Source organism: Streptomyces sp. NPDC002623 (assembly GCF_053592635.1).
Genome location: NZ_JBSFWB010000033.1, coordinates 55,240 through 77,821, shown reverse-complemented (window position 1 = coordinate 77,821; position 22,582 = coordinate 55,240). Strand labels below are relative to the sequence as shown.

39 protein-coding genes are annotated in these 22,582 nt (G+C 68.0%); 28 read left to right on the top strand and 11 right to left on the bottom strand.

From position 1 onward, the window contains the following. Nucleotides 1-21: 21 nt before the first annotated feature. From ACWD4O_RS39100 to ACWD4O_RS39060, 9 genes are all read right to left on the bottom strand, one after another. Nucleotides 22-504, bottom strand: coding sequence for a hypothetical protein (locus ACWD4O_RS39100; RefSeq protein WP_451287632.1), 483 nt, complete (start codon nucleotides 502-504; stop codon nucleotides 22-24). Between the two features lie 37 nt (nucleotides 505-541). Further along, nucleotides 542-754: a hypothetical protein gene (locus tag ACWD4O_RS39095; protein WP_451287630.1), complete on the bottom strand. Its 213-nt coding sequence runs from the start codon at nucleotides 752-754 to the stop codon at nucleotides 542-544. Between the two features lie 22 nt (nucleotides 755-776). After that, nucleotides 777-980, bottom strand: a complete 204-nt coding sequence (locus tag ACWD4O_RS39090) for a hypothetical protein (protein WP_451287628.1) — start codon at nucleotides 978-980, stop codon at nucleotides 777-779. Further along, nucleotides 977-1,216, bottom strand: coding sequence for a hypothetical protein (locus ACWD4O_RS39085; protein ID WP_451287626.1), 240 nt, complete (start codon nucleotides 1,214-1,216; stop codon nucleotides 977-979). The genes ACWD4O_RS39090 and ACWD4O_RS39085 overlap by 4 nt, the downstream gene beginning before the upstream one ends. A gap of 140 nt (nucleotides 1,217-1,356) precedes the next feature. Beyond that, a complete protein-coding gene (locus tag ACWD4O_RS39080) occupies nucleotides 1,357-1,536 on the bottom strand; it encodes a hypothetical protein (RefSeq protein WP_451287624.1) in 180 nt (59 codons plus the stop codon). Between the two features lie 16 nt (nucleotides 1,537-1,552). Beyond that, nucleotides 1,553-1,711, bottom strand: a complete 159-nt coding sequence (locus tag ACWD4O_RS39075) for a hypothetical protein (protein ID WP_451287623.1) — start codon at nucleotides 1,709-1,711, stop codon at nucleotides 1,553-1,555. Between the two features lie 20 nt (nucleotides 1,712-1,731). Continuing rightward, the gene (locus ACWD4O_RS39070) at nucleotides 1,732-2,094 is read right to left on the bottom strand and encodes a hypothetical protein (RefSeq protein WP_451287621.1); all 363 of its coding nucleotides are present in this window, start codon (nucleotides 2,092-2,094) and stop codon (nucleotides 1,732-1,734) included. Then, nucleotides 2,091-2,600, bottom strand: coding sequence for a hypothetical protein (locus ACWD4O_RS39065; protein ID WP_451287619.1), 510 nt, complete (start codon nucleotides 2,598-2,600; stop codon nucleotides 2,091-2,093). The genes ACWD4O_RS39070 and ACWD4O_RS39065 overlap by 4 nt, the downstream gene beginning before the upstream one ends. After that, nucleotides 2,600-2,788 carry a hypothetical protein gene (locus ACWD4O_RS39060; RefSeq protein ID WP_451287617.1) on the bottom strand — a complete coding sequence of 63 codons (189 nt, stop codon included), beginning with the start codon at nucleotides 2,786-2,788 and terminating at the stop codon, nucleotides 2,600-2,602. The genes ACWD4O_RS39065 and ACWD4O_RS39060 overlap by 1 nt, the downstream gene beginning before the upstream one ends. A 285-nt stretch (nucleotides 2,789-3,073) precedes the next feature. Here ACWD4O_RS39060 and ACWD4O_RS39055 point away from each other — a divergent pair, with 285 nt between their 5' ends. The 8 genes from ACWD4O_RS39055 to ACWD4O_RS39020 all read left to right on the top strand — a co-directional run bounded on the left by ACWD4O_RS39055 (nucleotide 3,074) and on the right by ACWD4O_RS39020 (nucleotide 9,723). Continuing rightward, nucleotides 3,074-3,349 (top strand): hypothetical protein, encoded by a 276-nt coding sequence (locus tag ACWD4O_RS39055; RefSeq protein ID WP_451287615.1) that lies wholly within the window; start codon nucleotides 3,074-3,076, stop codon nucleotides 3,347-3,349. 181 nt (nucleotides 3,350-3,530) lie between these two features. Continuing rightward, on the top strand, nucleotides 3,531-4,736 hold the full coding sequence (locus ACWD4O_RS39050; protein WP_451287613.1) for a helix-turn-helix domain-containing protein: 1,206 nt from the start codon (nucleotides 3,531-3,533) through the stop codon (nucleotides 4,734-4,736). 204 nt (nucleotides 4,737-4,940) lie between these two features. Then, a complete protein-coding gene (locus tag ACWD4O_RS39045; protein WP_451287611.1) occupies nucleotides 4,941-5,198 on the top strand; it encodes a hypothetical protein in 258 nt (85 codons plus the stop codon). Between the two features lie 228 nt (nucleotides 5,199-5,426). After that, a complete protein-coding gene (locus ACWD4O_RS39040; RefSeq protein ID WP_451287609.1) occupies nucleotides 5,427-6,455 on the top strand; it encodes a helix-turn-helix domain-containing protein in 1,029 nt (342 codons plus the stop codon). Beyond that, on the top strand, nucleotides 6,452-6,952 hold the full coding sequence (locus tag ACWD4O_RS39035; protein ID WP_451287607.1) for a hypothetical protein: 501 nt from the start codon (nucleotides 6,452-6,454) through the stop codon (nucleotides 6,950-6,952). Before ACWD4O_RS39040 ends, ACWD4O_RS39035 begins: the two co-directional genes overlap by 4 nt. A gap of 182 nt (nucleotides 6,953-7,134) precedes the next feature. Next, nucleotides 7,135-7,296, top strand: a complete 162-nt coding sequence (locus ACWD4O_RS39030; RefSeq protein ID WP_451287605.1) for a hypothetical protein — start codon at nucleotides 7,135-7,137, stop codon at nucleotides 7,294-7,296. Between the two features lie 133 nt (nucleotides 7,297-7,429). Beyond that, nucleotides 7,430-8,149, top strand: a complete 720-nt coding sequence (locus tag ACWD4O_RS39025; RefSeq protein ID WP_451287603.1) for a hypothetical protein — start codon at nucleotides 7,430-7,432, stop codon at nucleotides 8,147-8,149. 305 nt (nucleotides 8,150-8,454) lie between these two features. Then, nucleotides 8,455-9,723 carry an exonuclease domain-containing protein gene (locus tag ACWD4O_RS39020; RefSeq protein ID WP_451287601.1) on the top strand — a complete coding sequence of 423 codons (1,269 nt, stop codon included), beginning with the start codon at nucleotides 8,455-8,457 and terminating at the stop codon, nucleotides 9,721-9,723. Nucleotides 9,724-9,870: 147 nt separating this feature from the next. Here the strand turns inward: ACWD4O_RS39020 and ACWD4O_RS39015 are convergent, their stop codons facing one another. Then, complete coding sequence (locus ACWD4O_RS39015; RefSeq protein ID WP_451287599.1) at nucleotides 9,871-10,431, bottom strand: hypothetical protein; 561 nt, start codon at nucleotides 10,429-10,431, stop codon at nucleotides 9,871-9,873. Nucleotides 10,432-10,528: 97 nt separating this feature from the next. Between ACWD4O_RS39015 and ACWD4O_RS39010 the strand changes: the two genes are divergently transcribed. From ACWD4O_RS39010 to ACWD4O_RS38950, 13 genes are all read left to right on the top strand, one after another. Then, a complete protein-coding gene (locus ACWD4O_RS39010; RefSeq protein WP_451287597.1) occupies nucleotides 10,529-11,146 on the top strand; it encodes a hypothetical protein in 618 nt (205 codons plus the stop codon). 150 nt (nucleotides 11,147-11,296) lie between these two features. Further along, nucleotides 11,297-11,833, top strand: a complete 537-nt coding sequence (locus tag ACWD4O_RS39005) for a hypothetical protein (RefSeq protein ID WP_451287595.1) — start codon at nucleotides 11,297-11,299, stop codon at nucleotides 11,831-11,833. A gap of 87 nt (nucleotides 11,834-11,920) precedes the next feature. Then, nucleotides 11,921-13,042, top strand: coding sequence for a hypothetical protein (locus ACWD4O_RS39000; RefSeq protein ID WP_451287593.1), 1,122 nt, complete (start codon nucleotides 11,921-11,923; stop codon nucleotides 13,040-13,042). After that, complete coding sequence (locus ACWD4O_RS38995; protein ID WP_451287592.1) at nucleotides 13,039-13,173, top strand: hypothetical protein; 135 nt, start codon at nucleotides 13,039-13,041, stop codon at nucleotides 13,171-13,173. The genes ACWD4O_RS39000 and ACWD4O_RS38995 overlap by 4 nt, the downstream gene beginning before the upstream one ends. Nucleotide 13,174: 1 nt before the next feature. Then, nucleotides 13,175-13,339, top strand: a complete 165-nt coding sequence (locus ACWD4O_RS38990) for a hypothetical protein (protein ID WP_451287590.1) — start codon at nucleotides 13,175-13,177, stop codon at nucleotides 13,337-13,339. A gap of 1 nt (nucleotide 13,340) precedes the next feature. Then, the gene (locus ACWD4O_RS38985; RefSeq protein ID WP_451287588.1) at nucleotides 13,341-13,730 is read left to right on the top strand and encodes a DUF4326 domain-containing protein; all 390 of its coding nucleotides are present in this window, start codon (nucleotides 13,341-13,343) and stop codon (nucleotides 13,728-13,730) included. 220 nt (nucleotides 13,731-13,950) lie between these two features. Continuing rightward, complete coding sequence (locus ACWD4O_RS38980) at nucleotides 13,951-14,379, top strand: hypothetical protein (RefSeq protein ID WP_451287587.1); 429 nt, start codon at nucleotides 13,951-13,953, stop codon at nucleotides 14,377-14,379. Next, nucleotides 14,376-14,957 carry a hypothetical protein gene (locus ACWD4O_RS38975; protein WP_451287585.1) on the top strand — a complete coding sequence of 194 codons (582 nt, stop codon included), beginning with the start codon at nucleotides 14,376-14,378 and terminating at the stop codon, nucleotides 14,955-14,957. Before ACWD4O_RS38980 ends, ACWD4O_RS38975 begins: the two co-directional genes overlap by 4 nt. After that, nucleotides 14,954-15,217 carry a hypothetical protein gene (locus tag ACWD4O_RS38970; protein ID WP_451287583.1) on the top strand — a complete coding sequence of 88 codons (264 nt, stop codon included), beginning with the start codon at nucleotides 14,954-14,956 and terminating at the stop codon, nucleotides 15,215-15,217. The genes ACWD4O_RS38975 and ACWD4O_RS38970 overlap by 4 nt, the downstream gene beginning before the upstream one ends. After that, entirely contained in the window at nucleotides 15,217-15,648 is a 432-nt protein-coding gene (locus tag ACWD4O_RS38965) for a hypothetical protein (RefSeq protein WP_451287581.1), read from the top strand. Before ACWD4O_RS38970 ends, ACWD4O_RS38965 begins: the two co-directional genes overlap by 1 nt. After that, nucleotides 15,645-16,130, top strand: coding sequence for an HIT family protein (locus tag ACWD4O_RS38960; protein WP_451287579.1), 486 nt, complete (start codon nucleotides 15,645-15,647; stop codon nucleotides 16,128-16,130). The genes ACWD4O_RS38965 and ACWD4O_RS38960 overlap by 4 nt, the downstream gene beginning before the upstream one ends. A 1-nt stretch (nucleotide 16,131) precedes the next feature. Next, complete coding sequence (locus ACWD4O_RS38955) at nucleotides 16,132-16,956, top strand: hypothetical protein (protein WP_451287577.1); 825 nt, start codon at nucleotides 16,132-16,134, stop codon at nucleotides 16,954-16,956. Next, the gene (locus ACWD4O_RS38950) at nucleotides 16,953-17,411 is read left to right on the top strand and encodes a hypothetical protein (RefSeq protein ID WP_451287575.1); all 459 of its coding nucleotides are present in this window, start codon (nucleotides 16,953-16,955) and stop codon (nucleotides 17,409-17,411) included. The genes ACWD4O_RS38955 and ACWD4O_RS38950 overlap by 4 nt, the downstream gene beginning before the upstream one ends. A 237-nt stretch (nucleotides 17,412-17,648) precedes the next feature. On the opposite strand, the gene ACWD4O_RS38945 is transcribed toward ACWD4O_RS38950, so the two are convergent. Next, nucleotides 17,649-18,677, bottom strand: coding sequence for a helix-turn-helix transcriptional regulator (locus tag ACWD4O_RS38945; RefSeq protein WP_451287573.1), 1,029 nt, complete (start codon nucleotides 18,675-18,677; stop codon nucleotides 17,649-17,651). Nucleotides 18,678-18,993: 316 nt separating this feature from the next. On the opposite strand from ACWD4O_RS38945, the gene ACWD4O_RS38940 reads away from it, so the two are divergent. The 7 genes from ACWD4O_RS38940 (at nucleotide 18,994) to ACWD4O_RS38910 (ending at nucleotide 22,466) form a co-directional block, all read left to right on the top strand. After that, the gene (locus ACWD4O_RS38940; protein WP_451287571.1) at nucleotides 18,994-19,185 is read left to right on the top strand and encodes a hypothetical protein; all 192 of its coding nucleotides are present in this window, start codon (nucleotides 18,994-18,996) and stop codon (nucleotides 19,183-19,185) included. Nucleotides 19,186-19,287: 102 nt separating this feature from the next. After that, nucleotides 19,288-19,668, top strand: coding sequence for a hypothetical protein (locus tag ACWD4O_RS38935; protein WP_451287569.1), 381 nt, complete (start codon nucleotides 19,288-19,290; stop codon nucleotides 19,666-19,668). After that, nucleotides 19,668-20,093: a hypothetical protein gene (locus ACWD4O_RS38930; protein ID WP_451287568.1), complete on the top strand. Its 426-nt coding sequence runs from the start codon at nucleotides 19,668-19,670 to the stop codon at nucleotides 20,091-20,093. The genes ACWD4O_RS38935 and ACWD4O_RS38930 overlap by 1 nt, the downstream gene beginning before the upstream one ends. Continuing rightward, nucleotides 20,093-20,575, top strand: a complete 483-nt coding sequence (locus tag ACWD4O_RS38925; protein ID WP_451287567.1) for a hypothetical protein — start codon at nucleotides 20,093-20,095, stop codon at nucleotides 20,573-20,575. The genes ACWD4O_RS38930 and ACWD4O_RS38925 overlap by 1 nt, the downstream gene beginning before the upstream one ends. Then, nucleotides 20,572-20,862, top strand: coding sequence for a hypothetical protein (locus ACWD4O_RS38920; RefSeq protein ID WP_451287565.1), 291 nt, complete (start codon nucleotides 20,572-20,574; stop codon nucleotides 20,860-20,862). Before ACWD4O_RS38925 ends, ACWD4O_RS38920 begins: the two co-directional genes overlap by 4 nt. Before the next feature lie 438 nt (nucleotides 20,863-21,300). Further along, the gene (locus ACWD4O_RS38915; RefSeq protein WP_451287563.1) at nucleotides 21,301-21,585 is read left to right on the top strand and encodes a hypothetical protein; all 285 of its coding nucleotides are present in this window, start codon (nucleotides 21,301-21,303) and stop codon (nucleotides 21,583-21,585) included. Nucleotides 21,586-21,701: 116 nt separating this feature from the next. Then, nucleotides 21,702-22,466: a M12 family metallo-peptidase gene (locus ACWD4O_RS38910; protein WP_451287561.1), complete on the top strand. Its 765-nt coding sequence runs from the start codon at nucleotides 21,702-21,704 to the stop codon at nucleotides 22,464-22,466. Nucleotides 22,467-22,582: the final 116 nt, after the last annotated feature.

Below are 22,582 nucleotides of genomic sequence, written 5' to 3'. Positions count from 1 at the left end.
CGGTGAGGCTGGATGGAGTGGTCAGAGAACGGGTTCGGGGGTGGGCGTCTTCTGGTCGGCGGTCTTGAAGTCCAGGACGATGGCGAGGAGATCGAAGGGGCGGCGTGGGAGCAGTCCCCCGTTCCATGCGTCTGCGTACAGATCGCGGAGGATCCGGTAGGCGACGGCGGCACGAACGGTCTCGCCGGTCTCGGGGTCGGCAGCCGCGTCGCGGAGCTTGGCGAGGTCCTCACGGAGCTCGGCGAGCTGCTGCTGGGTGTCGGCCTTCTGCTGGTTGCGCTCGGATCGCGCGGCTTCCCGGTCGCGTTCGGCCTGGAAGCGGTCGGCGTGGGCCTGCGCAAGGTCCCTCAGCTGTCGCTTGGCGACTGTCTCTGCGCGGGTCGCGGTGTCGGTGGCGCGGGCGGCCGCGGCCTTGGCCTGCTCGGCTTCGGCGCGGGCTGCCTCCAGGGCGGCACGGTCGGCGTGCAGGGCGGCGAGGGTATCGGTGCGGATGATGCGCAGCATGGGCGGGTCCTTCCTGGCGTGTAGGACGGGGCGAGGGTCAGAGGGAGTTGGGCTGAAGGTCGAAGAACAGGACCGTGAGCGGGGTGCCGTAGTCCTTTGCGAACTGGTTGCAAACGAACTGGAAGATCTGCTGGCGGGTGAAGCCGGCCGGAACGTCGACGACCGCGTCGCGGGTGTTGAGGATTCCGTTGCGGGTCTGGATGGACATGACCCAGTGGTAGGCGGTGGTGGTCTCCTGGGCAGTTGCCATGGCGTTCGGTGTCCTTCCGGGGTCAGGCGGCGAGGTGGAGGGCGTTGCGGATGCGGCGTGCGAGGCGCTGCCTGCGGGTGGGGGCCCAGCGTCGGGCGGTGTCCTTGAGGGCCTGGTGCCAGTCGCCGGTGTAGGCGGAGGTGCCGGGCGGGATGTCGGAGCCGATGATCTGGAAGACCCGGTCGCGGGCTTCGGCGTCGGTGATGGGCTGCTGGGGGCCGGTCATCGGACGGTCTCCTTGTCCTGCTGGTCGGTGGCGGTGGACGTGATGAACATGGCGGTGAGGGCCGGGCTGGCGACGCGGTCGGCGGCGACGCCGGTGGCTATGGCGAGGACGGCCGCGGCCCACTGGCTCCAGTCGAGGAGCAGGTAGAAGCCGGCCAGCCCGGCGAGGAGGCAGACTCCGATGAGGAGGGCCTCGCCGGTGAGGGTGAGGGCGGTCTTCTTGGTCTTGGGGTTCACGGTTGTCCTCGGCTGGGTGGTGGTCGGGTGGGGGCTGGTCGTACTCGACGCGCGGCCGGTGGCAGCGTCTCGGGCAGGGCCAGACGGGGGGGGTGGGTCCGGCCGGGCGGGGGCTTCCCGACCGGACCCGGTCTCGGGGGTTAGGAGGCGGTTCCGGTGACGACGAACCCGGTGCCGTCCGGGTGGGTGTATCCGCGTACTTCCTCGTTCTGGTTGCCGGGGGCTTCGTCCGGTCCGGTGAGGGAGATGACCCGTCGTCCGTCGGCGAGGGTGACGCGGTGGGCGATCTCTTCTGCGGTGGTCTGGTCGATTCGAGGCACGGGAGTTCCTTCCGGATCAGGCCTGGTTGGCGTTGGCGATGTCCTGGAGGCTGACGCCCTGGTTCTGGGCCTGCTGGACCTTGTCCTGCATGTCACGGAGAGTCACGGTGTCGGGCGCGGTCTGGTGGGCGCGGACCGCGGTGGCGGCGGCCTTGATGGCGTCGTCGGTGCTCATGGCGGGGTCCTCCGTCGGGGTCAGATGCCGCTGATGAGAGCGGCGGCTTCGATGGTGTGATCGCGGATGGCGTAGTCGGCGTCGTCGCGTGCGTGCTGCTCACCGAGGAGCTGGACGGCCTTGGCGGTGTCGTCGTCGAGGGTGTGGAGGGCGGGGTTGGTGGTCGGGTTGGTGACGGTGGCGGCCAGGACGGCCAGGGCCTCGGTGAGGTCCGGCCCGTCCGGGTTGCCAAGCAGTGCGAGGAGCGTCTGCGTTGCTTCCAGGGACAGTCCGCCTTCGGCGGCCGCGTCCTGGATGGTGCGGATCCCGTCGAGGATCTGGGTGATGCCGGGGATCCAGTCGAAGCCGTTCAGGTCGTCCAAGACGTCGTTGAGGGCGTTCATGCCGTGTCGTCCTCGTCGGCGTACGGGTCTGCGATCTCACCGAATGCTTCGTCCAGGGCTCGGACCACGGTGTGGAAGTCGACCTGCCGGTGGTCCAGGACGGTGCGGGTGATCTCGCGGGGGTCGAGGAGGAGGAACACGTCGGTGACGTCGGCGTAGAGGGCCGGGTTGCACTGGGCTACGGCTGCTGCGGAGAAGTCTCCGGGCGGGGTCTCGTGTTGGGCGGTCGGGAGGGTCGCGGCCGTCGGCTCCTCTGCGGCTGCCTCGGCTTCGGCCAGCCGGTTTTCTGCGTTGGCCAGCAGGGCCATGCCGATCGTGCTGTCGATGAGGTTCTGCACGTACTGGGCGGACAGCCACACGTCGCCGATGCGGCGGCCGTCCGGCATCCGCAGCGTGATCATCAGGGCGCGGTCGCCGTTGTCCGGGGACAGGTTGACGAGGTGGTTGTAGAGCGCCAGGGCGCGCAGCTCGTCGTCGGTCGGCATCGGCTCGTCGAAGTCGGACATCACGCAACCGCCTTAAGGACGCGGTCAGATCCGGTCCAGGTGGCTCCGGTGTAGTGCTCGGTGCCGGTGTGCAGGTCGCGGACGAGGACGGCGAACGTGGCGGCCTTACGCCGCAGGATCCGGCGGGCCTCGGTGCGGTCGGTGACCACGGCGCGGACCTGGAACAGGCCGGCGGCGTTGTCGTACACGGTGCCCGGCGTACGCGGACCGATCTGAGTGACCGTTGAATCCGGCGTGTCCTGGTGGACGTTGTTGGCAGGGTGCGGTGCCCTGGAAAGGGTTGTTGTGCGATCCTTCATGACGGGATCAGCCTCCTGATAGCGCAGGTAGGGCGGTTCCAAGTCCTTCGCGGTGCAGCAACACCGCTCCGGACACGCGACCCCGGTCCGGCGAAAGCTGGGTCGGGGTCGCGCTGTATCTCCAGTAGACCACTGATATAGACTTGGGTCAACATCATGGGGCAAGATGAAGACGTGCCGAAGAAGACCGAGGAAGGGAGGCCGCCAGAAATGGTGACGCTCGCGGAGATCGCCAGACGCGTTGATCTCAGCAAGCAGCGGGTTCAGCAGCTCGCTCACGGTGACCCGGACTTCCCAGTCCCCAAGGAGAACTGGCAGAAGATCGGCCGCTACTACTTCCTTCCTTGGGAGCCGGTGAAGGCCTACTTCGACGCCCGCCGCCCGCAGCACGGCGTCCACTTCGCAAAGCGCGAGGAGCGGCGCCGGGACAAGGAAGGCGGGGAGGCGTGAGCCCACGGTGGTCTCTCCTGAGGACTTGGATCAGTGCTGACTCCATGCCAGCACCGGACAGGACCCGCAGAGTTGAGGCTGCTGTTGGCAATCAGCCCGTCTCCGGATTGCCAACAGACAAAGACGGCGAACAGGGCGCGAAGCCCTGCCAACGAGATGCGAGAGGAGGAAGACTCACGGCATGACGACCTTCCCGGAACTGCTCCGTGAGTGGCGGCTGGCTGCTCACATGTCCCTGGCTGATCTGGCGCAGCGTGTGCGCTACGACCGGACGTCGCTGCACAACTTCGAGACCGGCCGCCGGCCGACTCCGCTGTGTGTGGCTGAGGCCGCGGACGAGGCGACCCGTGCGAACGGCGCGCTGGTGGAGCAGTGGCATCGGGAGGACAGAGAGCGTAGGGAGGCTGCGGTCTCTCACCGCACGCGCGCTGCTGCGCTGGCGATGTCCCGGGATCTGACCGCGCTGGCGGATCTGGACATCGGCGAACTCCAGGACGGTGTGTCCGCCACGGCGGTCGACTACCTGGCGTCTCCCCCGGCGCCGATGATGGACCGGGCGCACGCCCTGCGCGGTGAGGCGTTCGAGCGGATCCGGTCGGGCCACCACCGTCCACAGGACCGGTCCGATCTGTACGTGACGGCAGGGCGTCTGTCTGGGGTTCTGTCGTACGCGCTGCTCGACATGGGCGACGCGGACGAAGCCCTCGAGCACGCCACGGCCGCCGGCCGGTGTGCGGAGTTCGCCGGAGACGCCGAGCTGGCTGCCTGGGTGGCTGGAACGAAATCGCTGATCGCCCGGTTCCAGGGCGACTACGGGCGGGCGCTGGAGTACATCCAGGACGGCTACCAGTGGGTCGGCCACGGTCAGGGGACCGGTGAGGCCCGACTGCGGTGCGGTGAAGCGCAGTGCCTGGCGAACCTCGGTGACTCGAGGGCGTCGAACGCCGCGCTGAACGGTGCCGAGCAGGCCCGGGAACGGATGCGCAGGCCGGACAGCCTGGAAGGTCTGTTCGGGTTCTCGCGGGCGAAGCAGTCGTACTACGCGGGCTCGAGCCTGATCTGGCTGCAAGGCGGCCACGACGCGGAACGCGCACAGCGGGAAGCCCTCGAGGCCATCGCCTTGTGGGAGTCCGGGCCGGCCGCGGAACGGTCGCTGGACGACGAGCGCCTGGCGCACATCTACCTGGCCACGGCCCGAGTGCAGCTCGACGACGTGGAGGGCGCGGCCGATGCCCTCGCAGCGGTGCTGTCGTTGCCAGTGGAAGAGCAGATTTCGTGGATCGTGAAGCGGATGGACCGGGTGGCGGGGATGCTCAGCGCACCCCGGTACGCGGGGAACCAGACGGCGATCGAGACCGTGGATGCGATCAACGCCCTCGCGGCGTGACAGGAGAGGATGGGTTCATGCGTTCACCGCCCTGATCAGCAGAAACGGCCGAACGGTGGGTAAGACCGTCGACCGTTTCCACGCCGGCGTACTGCGAATACGTACCGGCTGCACAGAACTCCCCAGGTGAAGGAAGGAACCGTACGTGCCAACCCTAGCGAGAACTTCGGGAACATCGAAGTTCGTCTCGACCGGTGATGCTCGGTGACCGAAGCACAGCCACCATTCGTCACCTTTACCACCGGAGCGCTCCTCCTCATCGAACAAGGCCTCGTGGACAGCATCACGCCCGATGGCCTCCGGTACATCGCCCGAACAGACACTGGATGGCCGTTCGGAGAGAAACCCGGAAGGCTCCCGTACGTGCAGGTGGGGAACGCCCGGACCATGGAAACCGGTGCCTTCCTGGCGTACTTCAAGGAAGGGCCGCCTCGAGGCGGCCGCGGGCCGAACAAGTCATAGGTCGCGTTCCCGACCAGCTCAGATCGCAGCCTGAGCCCGGAAACGCCGAACGGCCGGGAGTCGCAGCGCTCGCCGGCCGTCAAGCACACCCTGCGGACGCCAATCCGCCGGACCAGAAGATCCACTGAGTTCGAAGTGAGGTTCTCCTATGCAGGAGAATACCCACCATCACGAGACTCGTGATAGGTGCCCCCGTCGTGATCACTCTCATGGCTTGGGGGCGACACGGTGAGTGTCGAGCACATGGCCATGGTGTTTGCAGCCGACGGCCTGGATGGCGGCGAGAAGCTTCTGCTTCTGGCGTACACGAACTACACCGACCCGCACGGCTACTGCTGGCCCGGCGAGGACCGTCTGGCCGAAGACACGGGGACGTCGGTCAGCACCGTGCGCCGTACGAAGAAGAAGCTGATCGGCAAGAACCTGGTGAGGTCCATCCGTCGGCCCGAAACGAGCAATCTGGCCCGCGTGAACCTTCCGTTGCTGGCATCCATGGGGCGTCCTCGGAAGGCGTACGACGACAACGAGGTGGAACGTCTGTCGTTCGACACCCCGATGCCCCCACAGCAGCCCTCTGACCTGCTGACAGGTCAATCTGACCTGTACCCCTCGGAGCGTCCTGACCTGCGAACAGTTCAATCTGACCTGGCCCACAGGTCAGATCGCTCTGACAGACAGGTCAATCTGACCTGTAAGAGAGGTCAATCTGACCTGCAATCCATTAGTGATCCACCAGGTAGAACCATTAGCCGTCCTTCCGTCCCGGAGGAGTCGGCAGCGGCAGGGGATGGAGGGACGGACGGGTCGCAGATTCCTCGTCAGATTGTCAGGAACCCGGGCGTCGACCTGCTGTTGGCGATCGGAGCTGAGCAGCCGGAGTTCTTGCTGACGGGAAAGACGCTCCAGGATCAGGGGTTGGCTGTGGCTGGCATGCTGCTGGAAGGCTGGACGCACAATCAGCTGCGCCAGGTAGTTGCTGGACGTCCGTTGCCGGATCAGATCAAGACCACGGTGGGCGCGGTTGTGTCCGGTCGGCTGAAGCAGGCCCTGGCCGGTCCGCCGCCGCAAAGCGCGCAGTCTGCGTGGAAGCCGTTCTCGAAGAGCGCCGCGACGCCCACCCCTGCTCCGTATACGGTCGATACGGTTCTTTCTGGTGCCTTGCCTGGTGAGTGCGAGGGCAAGGGCGGTTTCTGCGGCCGGCCTCTGGAGCCCGGATCGGATCTGTGCCGACACTGCCGAAAGGACGTGAGGGTATGAGCAGCACCGAGAGGCAGGCTGCCGAGCATGCCGGCCTGTGGAAGGCGGACCGCGGCCAGGCGCCGCACTACACCGCCAAGGGATTCCTCAGCACTGGCTGGACGTGTATCGCGTGCCCGCTGGACAACTGCGACTGGCACCACGACGACCCTGTATCCCAGCCTGCCCCGCCAGGGGTGGTGGAGGAGAAGGTGCGGGCGCACTTGGAGTCCCACGACCTGGTGGACTTCCTGAAGTCTCTTCAGCGCGCCCGGGACGGTGCTGTGGCGGTACGGGAGTCGAACAACCGGGCTTGGGACGTGGTCAGCTTGCTGCGGCTGCGTTCGGTGAAGCGGGGCGAGCACCCGACGGCGGATCCGATTGCACAGATGCTGTCCGCAGCGTTGGTGGGAACCGCGGAGCACGCTGAGGTACGCCAGGAGTTGACCGAACTCAGCGAGGGCGTGGCTGGCGCTGAGGGCATTGCTTCAGCGCCGGTGGTAGACCGATTGGGGTAGCCAACCCCGAACCCATTGCGGCGTAATGGACTATGGGTTAGTGTTTTCGTGTGGGCGCCGGACCCCCAAGCCCAGCAAGAGCAGGGGTCCGGCTCACCCTCCAACTACCCACCAAGCGAGCGTTTTCGGGCTGCCAGCATTCTGTCCGCCCACCCGACGAACCGCCCAGGCAAGGGACGCTCGTGACTACATACGTTCGCTACAACGGCCAGTTTCCGACCAACATCATCCTGGCCTTCATGTTCTGCACTGCCGTCGTCAAGACACTGACGCCTGAGGAGGTATCCGGTCTGGCCACCTTGCTTTCACTGCTGATCACCGCCGTTTCGTACGTCAGGAGGTAGCCAGACCATCATCCCGGGCCCCGCCGTCGCCCCCGGCCGGCGGGGCCCACGCACATCCGGCCGGGGGAACACCGCCAGACACGACGCGCACGATGGATCCCATCACCGCCCAACACCGGCTTGGAGGCCAGTAGTGGACGCACCCGCCCCTTCCACCCTCAGCGATACCGAGTACGAGACCCTCCTCATCGCCAACCTGTCCCTCCGACACCGCGACCCGGCCGTATGGGAGCAGGTGATGTCCGAGGCCCTGATCGGCAGGACCCGGAAGGCGCTCGGGGAGATCCACCAGCGGACCGCGAACAGCCTGCGGAAGAAGAAGTCCGAACGCGAGGAGTTCCACCAGGACTGCTGGCGCCGCGGGGAGGCCGGCAAGCGCGAGTGGTTCCAGACCCTGCCCGAGTACGAGACGTCGCGCAGGAAGGCGGCCTCCTTCCACCAGCGCGTGCAGGCCACGATCGCACAAGTCACGAAGATCCAGAGGGATCGGAACCGGGCCGGAAACCACCTGAACCTGAACGAGTCCCGCGAGACGCTCCGCAAGCTGGCGGTCGCCGTGCAACGCCACCAGGCCATGCACGCCAAGTCCGGTGAGATCGCCGGGCAGGAGGACTACGAACTCTGGCAGCTCCTGGACCGTCTCACCGTTCCCCTCGGTCCGAACCAGGATCCGACGACGCTGCGGACCATGCTGGACTTCTACTGGACGGACGTCGACGTGGTGACCGTCGGCGAGGCGGACCAGGAGGCAGCGGAGCGGACGATGCGCCAGGCCCCGGCCGGCCGGTCCGCCCAGTTCTCCGGGGTCCCGCGGGCCCGGCACGTAGGCAACCACAAGGACCTGGCCAGCTAGACTCCGTGTAGGCGTTTGCGCCGCAGAACTCCCACATAAAAAAAACAGGGGCGTCCAGGGATGGGATGCCGGTCCGACCCTACGGGGCGCATCGGCGAGGCTGCCGCGATACGGCCTGAACGCGGACCCTGTCGCCCCGACCGCAGGAAACCGAGGCCCCGCCACCGTGCGGGGCCTCGGCACGTACCTGGGAACGCCAGTGGTGCGGCCGCGTGCCCCTGCCCGGCGGGTCCCCTTTCGTTTCGCCCCGCGTTGTCAGTGCGATGCGCTGTGATAGTCCTGTGCCCGCCCCGTTGGAGGTTTCCGTGCCCGAGTCCGCCACCGCAGCCACGGAACAGCTGCCCGTCTACAAGTCGACCGAGGTGCCTGCCCATCTGCGGACGATGACCCAGATGAAGGCGGACCGGTTGAAGGTTGCGGAGGGTCAGCAGCCGGTCGGGTTCCTGAGCATGTACCGGCGCGGGCACGGCTGGGGGAAGTTCCCGCTCTACGATCCTGCCGACGCGGCGCCGATGCGGCCGCTGTCGCCGAAGCAGCAGCAGGCGATGCAGGGGCGGCGTACCTGCCCGAGGTGCGGCGAGGTCCGCAAGCAAGTTGTGTACCGCCAGTGTGGAGCTTGCGATGTGAAGGACCACGAGGAGCGCCTGGCGTTGCAGGCCCGCACCTGCTGGAAGTGCCGGCGTGTCTCCGCGGCCGCGCTCCCGAAGGAGCAGGAGTCACGGTGTGCTCCGTGCTGGGTGCGCTGGAGGCTTCAGAAGCAGTTCGAGGCGGAACGCGCGGCTGCGTGGGCGCGGACCTGCCCCGGATATCCGGGGGGACCGGACTGCACTGTTCAGACTGCGGACGACGAGCAGATCGCCGCAGGGCGGGCGGATCGAACGTGGACGGGCCCGCGGCGCTGCCCTCCGTGCGATGAAGGGTGGGACCGGTGGCACGAGGAGACGCGGTGTCAGGCCGCCGCGGATGAACGCCGTGCCGAGGATCGTCGGAAGCAGGAAGTACGCGATCTCCAGGAGTGGGCCAGGGAGGTGCTGGCCGACCCAGACACGGTCATCTTGGACACGGAGACCACCGGCCTCGAGGACGATGCGCGCATCGTCGACATCGCGGCGACCGACGTGGCCGGCCAGATCCTCCTGGACACGCTGGTGAACCCGGGGGAGCCGATTCCGGGCGAGGCCACCGACATTCACGGGATCACCGACGCCGCGGTCTCCGAAGCGCCGTCCTTCGGCGAAGTGCTGGTACGCCTGTCTTCCGCGCTGGACGGCCGGCGCTGCCTGATCTACAACCGCCCGTACGACGTCGCCCGGATCAGGCACGAATTGACCTTGTACTACCGGCAGCAGGGCCACGCCGAGCCGGAATCGTCTGCTTCTGCCTGGATGGATGGCATGCGGTTTGAGGACGCGATGATTCCCTACAGCAACTGGTACGGGGACTGGTCGGACTACTGGGGAAACTACAGCTGGCAGCCGCTGTACGGCGGGAGCCATCGGGCGCTTGGGGATTGCCGGGCTGTGGTGGAACGGCTGCGGGAGATGGCGGCTTCTGCTGAAGAGCCGGCCGCCTGAACCGGGCAACGTCTGTCGGTTCCGGGTGTCATGCTCGGCGTGTGCCTGTGAGAGCGGGCGCCACTTCCGGAAGCGCCCCCATGATCCGTATCCGTTCGGTAGGGGAAGAGCTGGTTCGGCCCCCGGCAGCCATGTCCGGGGGCCGCTTCACGTCCGGAAGGGCCAGCGGAGTCGTCGGCCCGGGCGCGGCGTGTCCAGCAGAGCCAACTTCGCCGCAGCCATGAAGTCCCGGCGCGCCCGATGCGCCTGCGTCAGCAAGCCCGTCCACGCCATTCGCTCGGTGTCGTCTGGGCCGTCCTGGCCGGCCTGATGCTTCAGGTATGTGGCCGCGTCGTCGTAGGCGGCGTCCATCGCAGCAACCGCCTCGTCCACCCCCTCCGGTCCCAGCAGCGCTGCACGGTCCAACGGCTTCATCAGGATGCCGCCGGCCGCGTCTACGTCGTCGCAGATTGCCTTCTGCACCTCCCATCCCTCAACGCCCTGGTCCAGGGACTCCTGCCGATCCGGCCAGACCGCGACAACGTCTTCGAGGGCTTGGACCGTCGCGTCCCAGGCATCAAGGAGGCCCACGTAGGCCTCTTGGCGTTGCCCGCGGAGCCATTGGTCATGTTCGACGGCGGCTCCGTCGGTGACTTGGCGGCGGCCGATGAGCATTCCGGTGAAGCCGGCGAGGAGTCCGGCGGCTAGGGCGGTGAGGAGTTCGGTCATGGCGGGCAGTGTCCCGCACCTCGCTTCAACCTCCGGCGGATTGTCGGTGGCCGCTGGCATGCTGGACGCCTGCCGACAACCCACGGAAGGACCCCCAGTGCCTGCATGGGATGCCCACACCCTCGTCGCCATCGACGGCCAATACGACCGGGACAACGCCTCCGACGGGAAGTCCCGGTACGGCTCCTACCTTCGGCAGAACGCCGGCCTGTTCCGTGACGCCTGGACCGACACCCCCCGGCCTGTACAGGACCCGATCGAGTTCGCCGTGCACGCCTGGGCCGTGGCCACCGGTCCCATCATGGCCCCCGGGTACGTACGGATCCGCCCCGACCTCCACCGGGTCACCCTGCACCGGGACGACTACGACGGATCCCTGTACGCCCAGATCGTCGTTCCGCTGCGTCACGGCCACATCAGCGACATCGGACGAAAGTTCCCATACTCATGGCGGGACTGGCAGAAGGAGCACTCCTGGGGGGACAGCGGCGGCTACTTCGGACTGATCGAACCTGATCCCGGCAAGAGCCCGTCGGTTCTGGCCGCCGCCACTGTCCGGGTGCCCGGTCACGACTGGCCCGGCCTGATCACCCCTACCGCCTATGAGGGAGCGGCCTTGGTGCAGGAGGCACAGGAGGCTGTCGCCGGAGTGGTCGCGGCCATCAACGCGGATGCGGCCCCCATTGTGGCGAAGGTTGTCGGGGATCTTCGGTGAGTTGTTAGCCAGCTTCAGGCTGGTTCAGGGCGGGTGCCGGTTGGTGCCCGCCTTTTCGTGTGTCCCGGTGTCGCTGAACCCATGGCGACGTAATGGAATATGGGTTAGAGTGGCAGTACCGGAAGGGACAGCAGGACAGGGGAGGCCGACATGGCGCAGCAGTGGTGGACCGACGGCAAGCAGTACATGAACGAGACCGCCGAAGCCAACGGCCACACCCTCACCTGGAACCGCCTCCCCCGCGAAAGCCGCGACCACGCCCTCATCTTCGAGGGCACTTGCACCGACTGCGGGGCCACCGTCCGCATCGACCGCTACTCGTCCAGCACCACCGGCGTGCGCGACGCCCGAAACGACACCTGCTCCGGAGCCGGCACCGCCGTGCTCACCGAGATCGAGCAGGAGCGCGCCGACGACCTGGCCGACGAGGCCATCAGAGAGTACCTGGAAGCCCTCGCGGACGCCGGCATCACCTTCGAGCGCCCGCAGGTCCCGTTCCGTAACCCGCTCATCCCCGCGGACCGGTGCGGGCTGATGAGCCGCGACGGCCACACCTGCACCCGCCGCCTGAACAAGCGCGGCACTCACAACCGCAACGAGTGGGGCGGCCCCGACGGACACGTCGGCACCCGACCCGACGACAACCACACCTGGCCGTTCAGCGACGACGACCTGCTTCTGGTCTGACCTCTGTCCCCGTCCGTCCGGCGGGGGGGGGCAATCCCCGCCCCCGAACCGCGAGAGCCTGACCACACCCCTGCCACCGGAGGACCCATGCCGGACAGCACCCACCCCACCCGCACCCCCTACTGCCACAAGGTCCGCTACGGCGTGACCAGCGCCCCGGTCATCGACGAATCCCACATGGACGGCAGCTACGCCCCCGGCATCGGCGTCAGCCCAGTTCTGGTCGAACTCGTCTACAGCGCGGCCCGGGATGGCAAGCCCGCCAGTGTCAACGCGACCGTGAACGGCTGGTGGATGCGCCACGGCGAGCGCGTCCAGCCCGAGGGGAAGGTCGACGTGTACTTCGCGGACGGCCCGGACGGCTGGCCCGCGTGGATGGCTGAGGAGGCGCGGCTGCACGATCCCGCCGTCGTGCCTGTCCCGCCGTCCGCAGACCGGGCCACGCTGCTCCGGGAAGCGGCCCTCGCGGACGACCTGCGCTACATGTTTGGCTACAAGGGCCCCCGCCACGCCCACGAGAAGCCCGGCGTCTGGGACACCTCCGGCAAGCCGTGCGTGCACTGCGCCCGTCTGGCCGTCGCACACGAGAACCTGGCCGCCTACGACGCCGGCCGTGCCCCCAGGCAGCCCACAGACGAGGAGGTGGCCGAGGCGCACCGGCTCGCCCTGTCGTTCGCCCTGGGCCTCGGGACGGGAGCGCCCTGGGACGCCATCCGGGAACGGGCGGCCGAACTGGCCGAGGCACCCCAGCCCGAGACGGAGGCGCACCCGTCCGAGCACACGTGGGCCGCAGAGCTGCACGACCCGCTCGCCGACGAATGGGTGCCCGGCACCCGGTACATCGCCCGCGACCGCGCCGTGAACGCCCTGGCCCACGCCAAGCGGATCGGCCCCACGTGGAAGGACGGCACGCCGACCCAGCGCCGGCTCGTCCGGGCTACCACGACCTACTCCGTCGAGCAGCCCGACGCCGCGCCCGCTGTCGTCGCCCAGACCGGCAAGGAGGCGCAACAGGTCGGCTGCGACTGCCCGAACGAGGACGCCGTGGAGCACCAGTTCGGCGGCAAAAACTGCGACTGCATTCCGTTCACCCGCCAGTTCGTCACCCCCCGCTACTGCGGGCCCAACGACACCGTGGACCAGATCAGCGGATGGGAAATCGGCCGTACTTGCCCGCACCACCGCTACGCCATCGAGCCGAAGCCGTGAACGACTGGCCGGGCTGGCTGGTCGTCCAGGCCCTGGTTCTCGCGGAGCTGGCTGCGGCCGGCGCCATCGCCCTGGCCGTGAAAGCCGGCCGGACCGCCGTACGCCACATCCAAACCCGCAAGGAGGCCTGACATGACGATCAGCGGAGGCTCCACCGGAATCAGCCTGGCAGGACGGTGGGAGTGCGGCGGATGCGGTGCAAGCGGTGACGGCTGGTACGACGAGGACGACGGCCTGGTCCTGCACGACGAGGACGGTCAGCCCTTCAGCGCCGACGACCACGTCTGCGAGGCCTGACATGCCGAAGCGAATCCAGCGCAAGCGGACCCCCGGCTGGACGCTCGCCGCCGCCACGGACAACCCGAACGGTGCCGTCATCGTCAGCCGGCCCTCCCGCTTCGGGAACCCGTTCACGATCAAAGACGCCATCGAAGCCGAGATGGACAACCCGCGCAGCGCCTGCGCCTCCAACTACGCCGAGTGGCTGCGCGTCGGCACCGAAGGCGGCTGGTACGAGGAGACCTACCAAATCGGCCGGCAGGTCTTCGACCGCCGCCGCGTCCTTGCCGACCTCCACACGCTGCGCGGCAAGGACCTCGCCTGCACCTGCCCCCTGCCCGAGCCCGGACAGCCGGACCTGTGCCACGCCGCCGTGCTGCTGGGGTTGGCGGCCAAGGCGGCCCGGTGACGCCGCGGTGCAGGGGGTGCGGCCGCCGGCTGAAGACGGCATCCCCGACCGGCTACGGGCCCGTCTGCGAGCGGAAACGCAACCCCCCGACCCCACGCCGCCACCGCACCCCCACACGGCCCTCCAGCCCCCGCCCAGCAGCTGTACGACCCACCCCCGACGAACTCCCCGGCCAGGAAGCCCTCCCGATGTTCTACGTGCAAGTCACCCTGGAGTCCCTATGACCGACCAACCCATGATCGATGTCAAGGGACGATGCCCCGCCTGCCTCGGCGAGCACCTGTTCATCGGCGACGGCGGATACCTCACCTGCTCCAACGTCGACTGCGTCCGCCCGGACGCCGCCCACGAACTGATCGGTGAGGTAGCGGACGCCCGAAGGCACGGCGCTCTCACCTTCTGCCCGCAGCTGGTCGGGCACGCCTCCATGCGCGAGTTCGCAATCAAGATCTCGCAGAAGCAGTCCGCGTACGCCGACGCCGTGAAGGCGATCAAGGCCCGCGACGACATGGCCGCGCTGGCCGCCGAGGTCCTGGACGCGTTCGAGAAGTACTGGGCGCACGCCTCCTACGACGGCCCCGGCGACCACAACGTCGGCCCGTCCGAGTTCCAGGCCTGGCGCGCCCGGACAACGGAGGCATCTCAGTGACCAACCACATCGAGCAGATGAAGGCCTTCAACGCCGAACGCGACGCCCTACCTAAAGAGGAGCGCGCCAAGAAGGACGCAGCCGACGCCCCCTACCTACGCATCCAACTGGCCTACGCCCTCGACCGAGCCGACAAGGCCGAAGCCAAGACCGGCCCCACCGACGCCCTCCAGCAGCGCCTGGCCGCCATGACGAAGCTGGCCGAAGCCTGGCAGAAGGAAGCCGAACGCGCCCGCCGCGACCTCGCCGACCAGGCCTACACCGATGACGCCATCGAGTTCGTCGCCTGGTCCGCGCTGGCCGGCCCTCTGCTTGAAGTCGACGTCGTCGCCATCCTCCGAACGATCCGCCAGTGCCGGTACCTGGCCGGCGAATCCATCCACGTGTTCGCCGACGACCTGAACGCCGCGAAGAAGCGCGTCAGGGACATCCACGCGCCCGTCCAGCACATGGGGCAGACCTGGTGCCAGGAGTGCTCTGTACGCCGCCGGACAGGACCGCGCAGCGACGAATGGGTCGCGTACATCCCCCACCCGTGCCCGACCATCGACGCCCTGGACAACAAGGAGTCAGGATGATCCAGCCAGGCCAGATTTACCGCAGCGTCGGGGATCCGTACCCGTACACCGAGCCACGCCGCATCAAAGTCGTCGGCAAGCCGATCACCACACCTGGCCTGTACGGATTCGGCAAGGTCGACGTGGTCACCCTCACCGAGAACGGACGCGAGATCCGCCGCCGGGCCATCGAGGTCACACAGCTGCATGCCAGCGACACCACCGGAACCGGATCCAAGCGGTGCAACGGTTACGTTCTCGAGGGCAAGGAGCGCGCCTGATGCGAGCCCTGACCGTACGTCAACCGTGGGGAGCGGCGATCGCTCACGGCCCGAAACGCATCGAGAACCGGCCCCGACCTATTCCGGCTGCCCAGCTCGGCACCACGATCCTCATCCACGCCGGCCTCGCCGAAGACGCCAACGCTCTCCCCACCGACACGATCCGCAACTGGCCCCGCCACTTCGGCGCCCTCATCGCCGTCGCCGACCTCATCTCGTGCCACCAGGCCGCCCGCCCGCGCTGCTGTGCACCGTGGGGCTTCCCCCAGACCGACGACGGAAAGCTGTGGCACTGGCGGCTCGACAACGTCCGACCGATCCTCCACCCCGTCCTCGGAGTCCGCGGCCAGCTCGGGCTGTGGACCGTCCAGGACGACGACCTGGCCGCCGTACGACGCCGCATTTATCTCCCGGAAGGAGCAGCAGCATGACCATCTCTGCCACCTCACACTCCTGCTGGCACTGCGCTCCCACCGGCCAGCCCGAGAACTGTCTGGCCAACCCCGACCACCCCAGCTACAACAAAGGCCTGATCCCACTGTCCGACCGCGTCACCAAGCCGGGATGCCCCTTCTGTGACATCGTCGCGGGACAGGCCCCGGCCACGATCGTGCGGGAGTGGGACGACGTCATCGCCATTGTGCCGCTGCACCCCGTCGTTGAAGGCCACACGCTGGTCATTCCGAAGACGCACGTGGAGGACTTCGCGGACGCCGAGTACGTGGCATCCCGAACCATGTCCAAGGCGTCGATGCTGGCTCACCGGATGCGCGGCCCGATGAACCTGATCACTAGCAAAGGCAGGGAGGCCACCCAGTCCGTGTTCCACCTCCACCTGCACCTGGTGCCGAGGGCGGAGAACGACGGGCTGGCCCTGCCCTGGTACAGCGGGCGAAGCCGGAAGGGGGACTGACGTGGGAGCCCTCAACTTGGTCCCCGACCAGTCCGTGCCAGCGGACCCGAAGACGAAGACCGGAGGCCGCGGCGGCGGACAGAGCTTCGCCGACATGGCCAGCCAGATCTACCATGACGACCGGGCAGACGGGCCCGCTCGAGAGCTCCTCCTGGCGTTCGCGTACGTCATCACCATGCAGCGCACCGACGATCCGAAAGAGCAGTGGCGCAACCTGCGGAAGGCCCTCGGAGCACCGGCCCCGCGCTCCCGCTACACCGACCGGGTCCGCCATCTGATCCAGCACGACACGCCCCGGTACATCGCCCCCGATCAGATGCCCGGCGGCTACGACCCGTCCAATCGGACGTGCGTCGGACCGCGAGTTCGCGCCTACAAGGAGAAGCCCTGGAAAGGCCACCAGTGGACCCTGCCCGAGCGGGTTGCGCGCGAGAAGCGGGATGCCGACGACTACCGGAACAAGGAGAACGTCTGCGGTGCCGCCGGCAAGCATCGAGTTCTGGAGAAGCAGCTCGGAACCGGCTGGTATCACTGGCACTGGTTCTGCCCGCGGCACCACGACCACGCTGTCCGTGTGCAGCAGCAGGTGAAGGCGCAGAACGACGCTGCACCCGATCCGGTGCCCAACGCGGGCGGTCTGATGGCGTGCTACTTCGAGGCTGACTGGGTTCGCCTGTACCGGCACTACCAGGAATGGCCGGAGTGGGAACCGCCCGTGTACGGCGTGCGCGCGGACGACTGGCCGATCCCCGGGAAGCAGCCCGTTCCGCAGCGGGCCCGCCTTCGGCTGGTCCTGGGTGGGGCCGACCTGGAAGGCAGCCAGTGAGCACCGCCGAAGAGGAACCGATCGGCTCCAGGCAGTTCGCCGGCGCGCAGCGCGATGTGGAACGCCTCCTCCAGGAGAACGTCACGTCCTGGAGCATCGTGAACGCCGTATGGCAGCGGTTCAGGGCAGCCCAGGGCAGGGACGCGGTGCGGCAGGCATTCCGCAGGGGATACGAACGCGGCCGCGAGAACGCCACCAAGTCCACCGCAGAGCAGATGCAGCAGTTGCAGGCGACGGTTGCCGAGCTCCGGCAAGACCGCGACCCCGAAGGGCTGCGCGCCCGGATCGCCGACCTTCAGTACGTGGCGCATGGCTACGGGCGCATGCACACGGGCGGATCCGACCTGCGGGCCGACCTAGCGGACGCCCTGAAGCGTCTCCAGGCCGCGCAGCGGGAGCTGGCGGAACTCAAGGGGTGGCAGCCGTCCAACGCGACCGGGGAACGGCCGTCCTGACCGGCTACGAGGCCTCGAGGACGGACGGGCAGTCCGGGCAGGAGAACACCCACACGTCCGGAACGAACTTCTTGCTCCCCCGGCATTCGCCCCGCCACCGCCACCCCGCATCCCACAACGGCGCCCACTGCAACTCTTCCGGCGTCGGCACGGTGGAAGCGCAGGTACGGCAGGTCAGATGCGACGGCTTGGCCGCGGCGGGCATGGGCAGGGTCCTTTCACACGGGCGTAGGCAGCCTATGCTGCCGCATCGTCCGATAAGCCCTCGCTGTCGTCGACGTGCCGGTCCGGCGACGACGCCCACTTGTACGTCAGCTCCGCCACCGTCGCCGCCCCGAACAAGTCCCGGAGCTCTGCGATCTCCCCGTTGAACGTGCGCAGTGAGATCCCCAGTCGGCGTGCGGCGCCCTTCTGGTTCCGTCCGGCCGACAGTTCCCGGAGGATCTCCCGCTGTCGTTTCGTCGTCCGTACCCCGCCGGCCCCGGACACCGTGTCCACCGTCTGGCTGGCCCCGCCGCGCGCCCGGAGTTCGCCGTGCCAGGGGTCGGCACGCCGCCAACGCGCCTCGAACTCCGCCACGATGTACGCCACGAACGCTCCGTCGGTGATCTGCCAGGCGGCGTTCTCGTGCCCGCCCTGGACCACGGTGTTGGAGATGAACGCGGTCCGGCGGTCGATGACGATGGCCCGCTCGAACGGCTCGAGCAGCGTACGGAACTCCGCAGGCCGGCCGTCGGGCCGGTTGGCCATCATCCTGGCGTGCTCTGCCGTCACGTGGTTGTCGCGGACGGTGTCCAGGTACAGGGTCCGCAAGGCGACGCCGCGGTCCAGGGCCCCGTTGTCGCGGCCGCGGGCCCCCTCGAGGTGCTCTACCGTGCGCGGCCCTGACGGCTGCGCGGCGAGGATCTCGAACTGCGCTGCGCCCACCACATCCTGAAGACGGGCATTCACCACCACAGGGTTCGGTATGAACTCCGACCTGCCCCCGGAGTGCAGCTGAGACCGCTCGAAAGCGTCCTCCAACGCCAACGCCGTGCCCGGCAGCGCCCGCATTCGGGTAAGGCAATCCTCAGCATTCTGGAATTCGACCTGGATACGCCTGCGGAGAATGTCCCGCGGGTTCAGCGCGACCGGACGACCACCCGAACGAAGATCACGAACGACGACGCCCAAACTTTCAAGTTCCTCCACCGCCTCCGGCACCCGCTCGGTCGGATCCTCACCCGCCGCGATCAGCGCATACGCCGACACCGCATCGGTCGACAAGCACCCAGAGTCACCCTTATCGAAATGTGTGGCCAACGATCCAAATCCCCCGCTTCGAAAACACCACCACTGCACCAACATGCAATGCACACACACGCAGACACCGAACAGTTGATCGCCCGGCCAGACTAAGGCAGATTAACCGCGGGGCGTCCCCCGGCGCTCGTACTCGTATCCTCCCCACAACCCCACCGCGCGTCCACTGCCAGAACGCGCCCACGGACCGTAGGGATCGCAGCGGACACAAGTACGACACACCGGGCCAGACGCCCCATCAGCATTCAATCCGCCCTGCGACCAGAGAAAGGCCCACCGGATGAAGAACCGCCTGCGTACCGCCCTGGCCGGCTTCACCCTCGCCGCCGCCACCGTCACCGGAACCGCCCTCACCACCACCACAGCCCAAGCAGACGACACCACCACCGCGGTGACCGTCGACGACACCACCCTCCCGGCCGTCCGCACCACCGAACCGGCCGTCACCCCCCTGGACACCTGGTGGGGCTGACACCCTGAAAGCCGGCCCGGCAGGCGTACCCCCAGTACCCTGCCGGGCCACCCCTCCGAACCGGGGCAACACGGCACGCGGATGAGCGGGACGGTAGAGCCCATGAGCTCCCACCCCAAAACCCTCGCCATAGACTTCGATGGCGTCATCCACCAGTACTCCCGCGGCTGGCAGGACGGCACCATCTACGACCCGCCCCTCCCCGGCGCCCTCCAAGCCCTCGAGCAGCTCACCCGGACGTACGCCGTCTTCATCCACACCACCCGCGACGCCACCAACGTCGCCGCCTGGCTCGCACAACGCGGATTCGACACCGTCGTAGACGTCGACGGCCCCACCCACCCCAAGCGCGAGTTCTGGAACGAGGTCGGCCCCCTCCTCGTCACCGACCGGAAGCTGCCTGCCGTCGCCTACATCGACGACCGCGGCATCCGCTTCACCGACTGGGACCAGGCCCTGTCCGACCTGGCCCAGGTGGTGTGATGGCCAAGCACCTGGTGTCCGAACGGCAGCAAGCCATCCGCGCCTGGCTCATCGCCAACGGGATCGTCCCCAACCACATCCCGGTGAACGCCGACATCACCATCGAGGCCGGCCCCGACCAGACCCGCGTCATCGTGTACGAGGCCTTCGACCTGGACGCCGACGGCTACAAGCAGCTCGATGAGCTCGGCACAGGCGCAGCGCTGAACGTGCTGAGAACGCCTCTGCTGGTCGAGCCGCCTGAGTGGTGGAAGCCGTACGTCAAGCCCTCTCGGGACACCCTGCTGGCTGCTACCGACCGAGTGCGTGCCCTGCACGTGCGGAACGTCGAAACGGGGGCCTGCGAGCACTGCTCAGCGGGCGACTACCCGAACTACGACGTCCACCACCCGTGCGCCACCATCAAGGCCCTGGACGGTCCCTGATGGCGTCGAAGGACTGGCCCGAAGCAGGCTGCGCACGTGCCTGCCGGGACCAGCACACGTACACGTGGGGAATCTGCGCTCTCGCTCCCGAGTCGGCCAAGCCAGCCCCAACGATCAGCATCGGTCGCATCGAGATGCAGGACGACGGATACCCCAGCATCGTCCTACGCGGCATCCCCCTGACCGCCTGGGACGCCCTGATCACCGTGGCCAAGTGGGTCAGCCGCGGGCGCAGCTTCGCCTTCGACGCCGACCCGGACATCGCGCCCGCCTACCCCGACGCATCCGCCAGACGAGCGCTCGGCGCCCTCCACGATGCAGGCCTGCTGAACCCGACCGCGCCCACAGCAGCCGTGCCGGAAGAAACCGAATGCCCGCGCTGCGCCCACGACGAACGTGCCCGGGGCGTTATCCAGCTGTCCACCTTCGAGCTCTACCCGCCCGACCACGATGCCGGATGCCCGAAAAGGAGGACCCGGTGAGCGAGTCCGAGGAAGCCCAGTACGAGATGGTCATGCCGATCGTCCTGGCCAAGAGCAACGGCGGCCCGTTCGACGACGCCGCGGTGGTCGCCGGCATGACATGCGGCGCCCTCGAGCAGGAACTCACCATCGCGGCCGCCATCCACACCCTGCCACACCCCCGGTACATCGACCTGCCCCTGATCAAGCAGGCCGATCTGATCGCGATGAAGCACGGCTACAAGCTGGCCCTGGGCGAGGTCGACGAACCGTCCGGATACCAGTACGTCGGCTTCGAGTGGGCCTGAACGCCTGCCTGCTGTCAGTGGGGCGTGGCAGACTCCGTGTTGGAGCTGGCGCCGCCCATCCCCCGTGGCGACGCCAGCCAAAGCTCCCGCCGCAATCCGCGTTGCCGGTGGGGTCCAGTGTGGTCCGGTCCTCCGGTGAGGCCGGGCCACACGCACGTCCAGAGCATTACCGTGAACACCACGCCCTCGTCACTGACCGGAGGAACTCGCATGCCAACTCAGCCAACCGGAGTGGATGTTTTACGAGAGGCCACCCGTCTCGGCCGCGCCGTCGCGGCAGGCCGAGCCACTCGCGAAGACGCCGAACAACTCGTCGCCCTCGGGGGCAAGCTGGCCCGTCGAACGAGCGCCACATGGTCTGCCCGCCAGAGGTACCGCCCAGACAGGAATGCTCCCGCAGCCATCAACCTGATGAACGCTGTGGGAAACGCGGCCGTTGTGTCTACCGCAGGGGAAATCCGGGCCGCACTCGCAGAGCGGTCCGGGATGCCCCCGCTCGACTACCTCACGAGCCTCAGCCTCTCCACACTCCCGGCCTGGCCACTACCCGACCACGATGCCACCCAGGTTGTCGTATACCGCCGCAACGGCACGGGATTCAGCGCACTCTGGAACGCGATCGGAAGCGGCGACGACACCGAGATCGACCGCGCCATCGCCAAGCTGACCGACGCCGCCGTCCATGGTCCCAGCCAGTTTTGGGCCAGGGGTCTCGGCGACTAGCGGGGCCAGACCCAAGGCGCGTCCTCCTTTCCGCTGACGTTCGAACGCCAGCTGGAACCACCAACGCCTGCCGTACCGGGGCAACGCGGGCCGGATTCGTGTCCATGCTGAAGGGCATGCCCTCCTCCCCTTCGCGCCCCAGCCTGCGCCGCATCCTCACGTCCCTGACCGCGGCCCTGGTGGCCGTCCTCGCGCTGCTTGCCGCGTCCACGACACCCGCCCATGCCGCCACCGCGCCCGTCTACTCGGGGAAGGGGTGGAAGGCCGGTACGACCGCGTTCGGGATCTACAGCATCAGCCCCGACCCGTACACCATCGTCTTCGCCAACGCGGCCGCCCGCACCCGGCTGACCCCGTACCTGAAAGGCCCGGTCTCCCAGTTCACCGCGATTACCGGCATCAAGGTCACCATCAGCACCACGCTCGACACCACCAAGCCGACCGCATGCCCGACCCGGCACCGCATCGTCGTCCACTACACCTACCGGCCCACCGGCCAGAGCGGCATGAGCCAGGCCCGCCCCTGCTACGAGATACCCGACCGGTCCGCGTGGGGCGGCCACGTGCTGATCGACACCGAGTACTGGACCGTGGCCAGTTGGTTTTCCACGAACGCCACGGTGAACGACGGCTACCGCAAGGACACCGTCACCCACGAGATCGGGCACATCTTCGGCCTGGACCACGCCAACACGGACGTCAACAAGAACGGCAAGGTCGAGAACAAGGAGTGCGTGAAGAACGCCAGCGGCGTCAAGCCGATCATGTGCTCGACCAACCGCGGGGCCGTCCCCGCCACGGCGGCCGGGAAGTACACGACCGAGTTCGACGCCGTCGGTCTCAAGCAGATGGCCGCCAACTGGATCCTGCGCAAGGTCTGACCGTCGGGGGTTCGGCAGCCCCAGATTGCGCGGACACCGGCCGGTCGAGGAAGGCGCAGCGGGCGCGGGAGAAACGAGCCTGGAGGCGGGAGGTCGGTCGAGAAACCTTGCGCGCG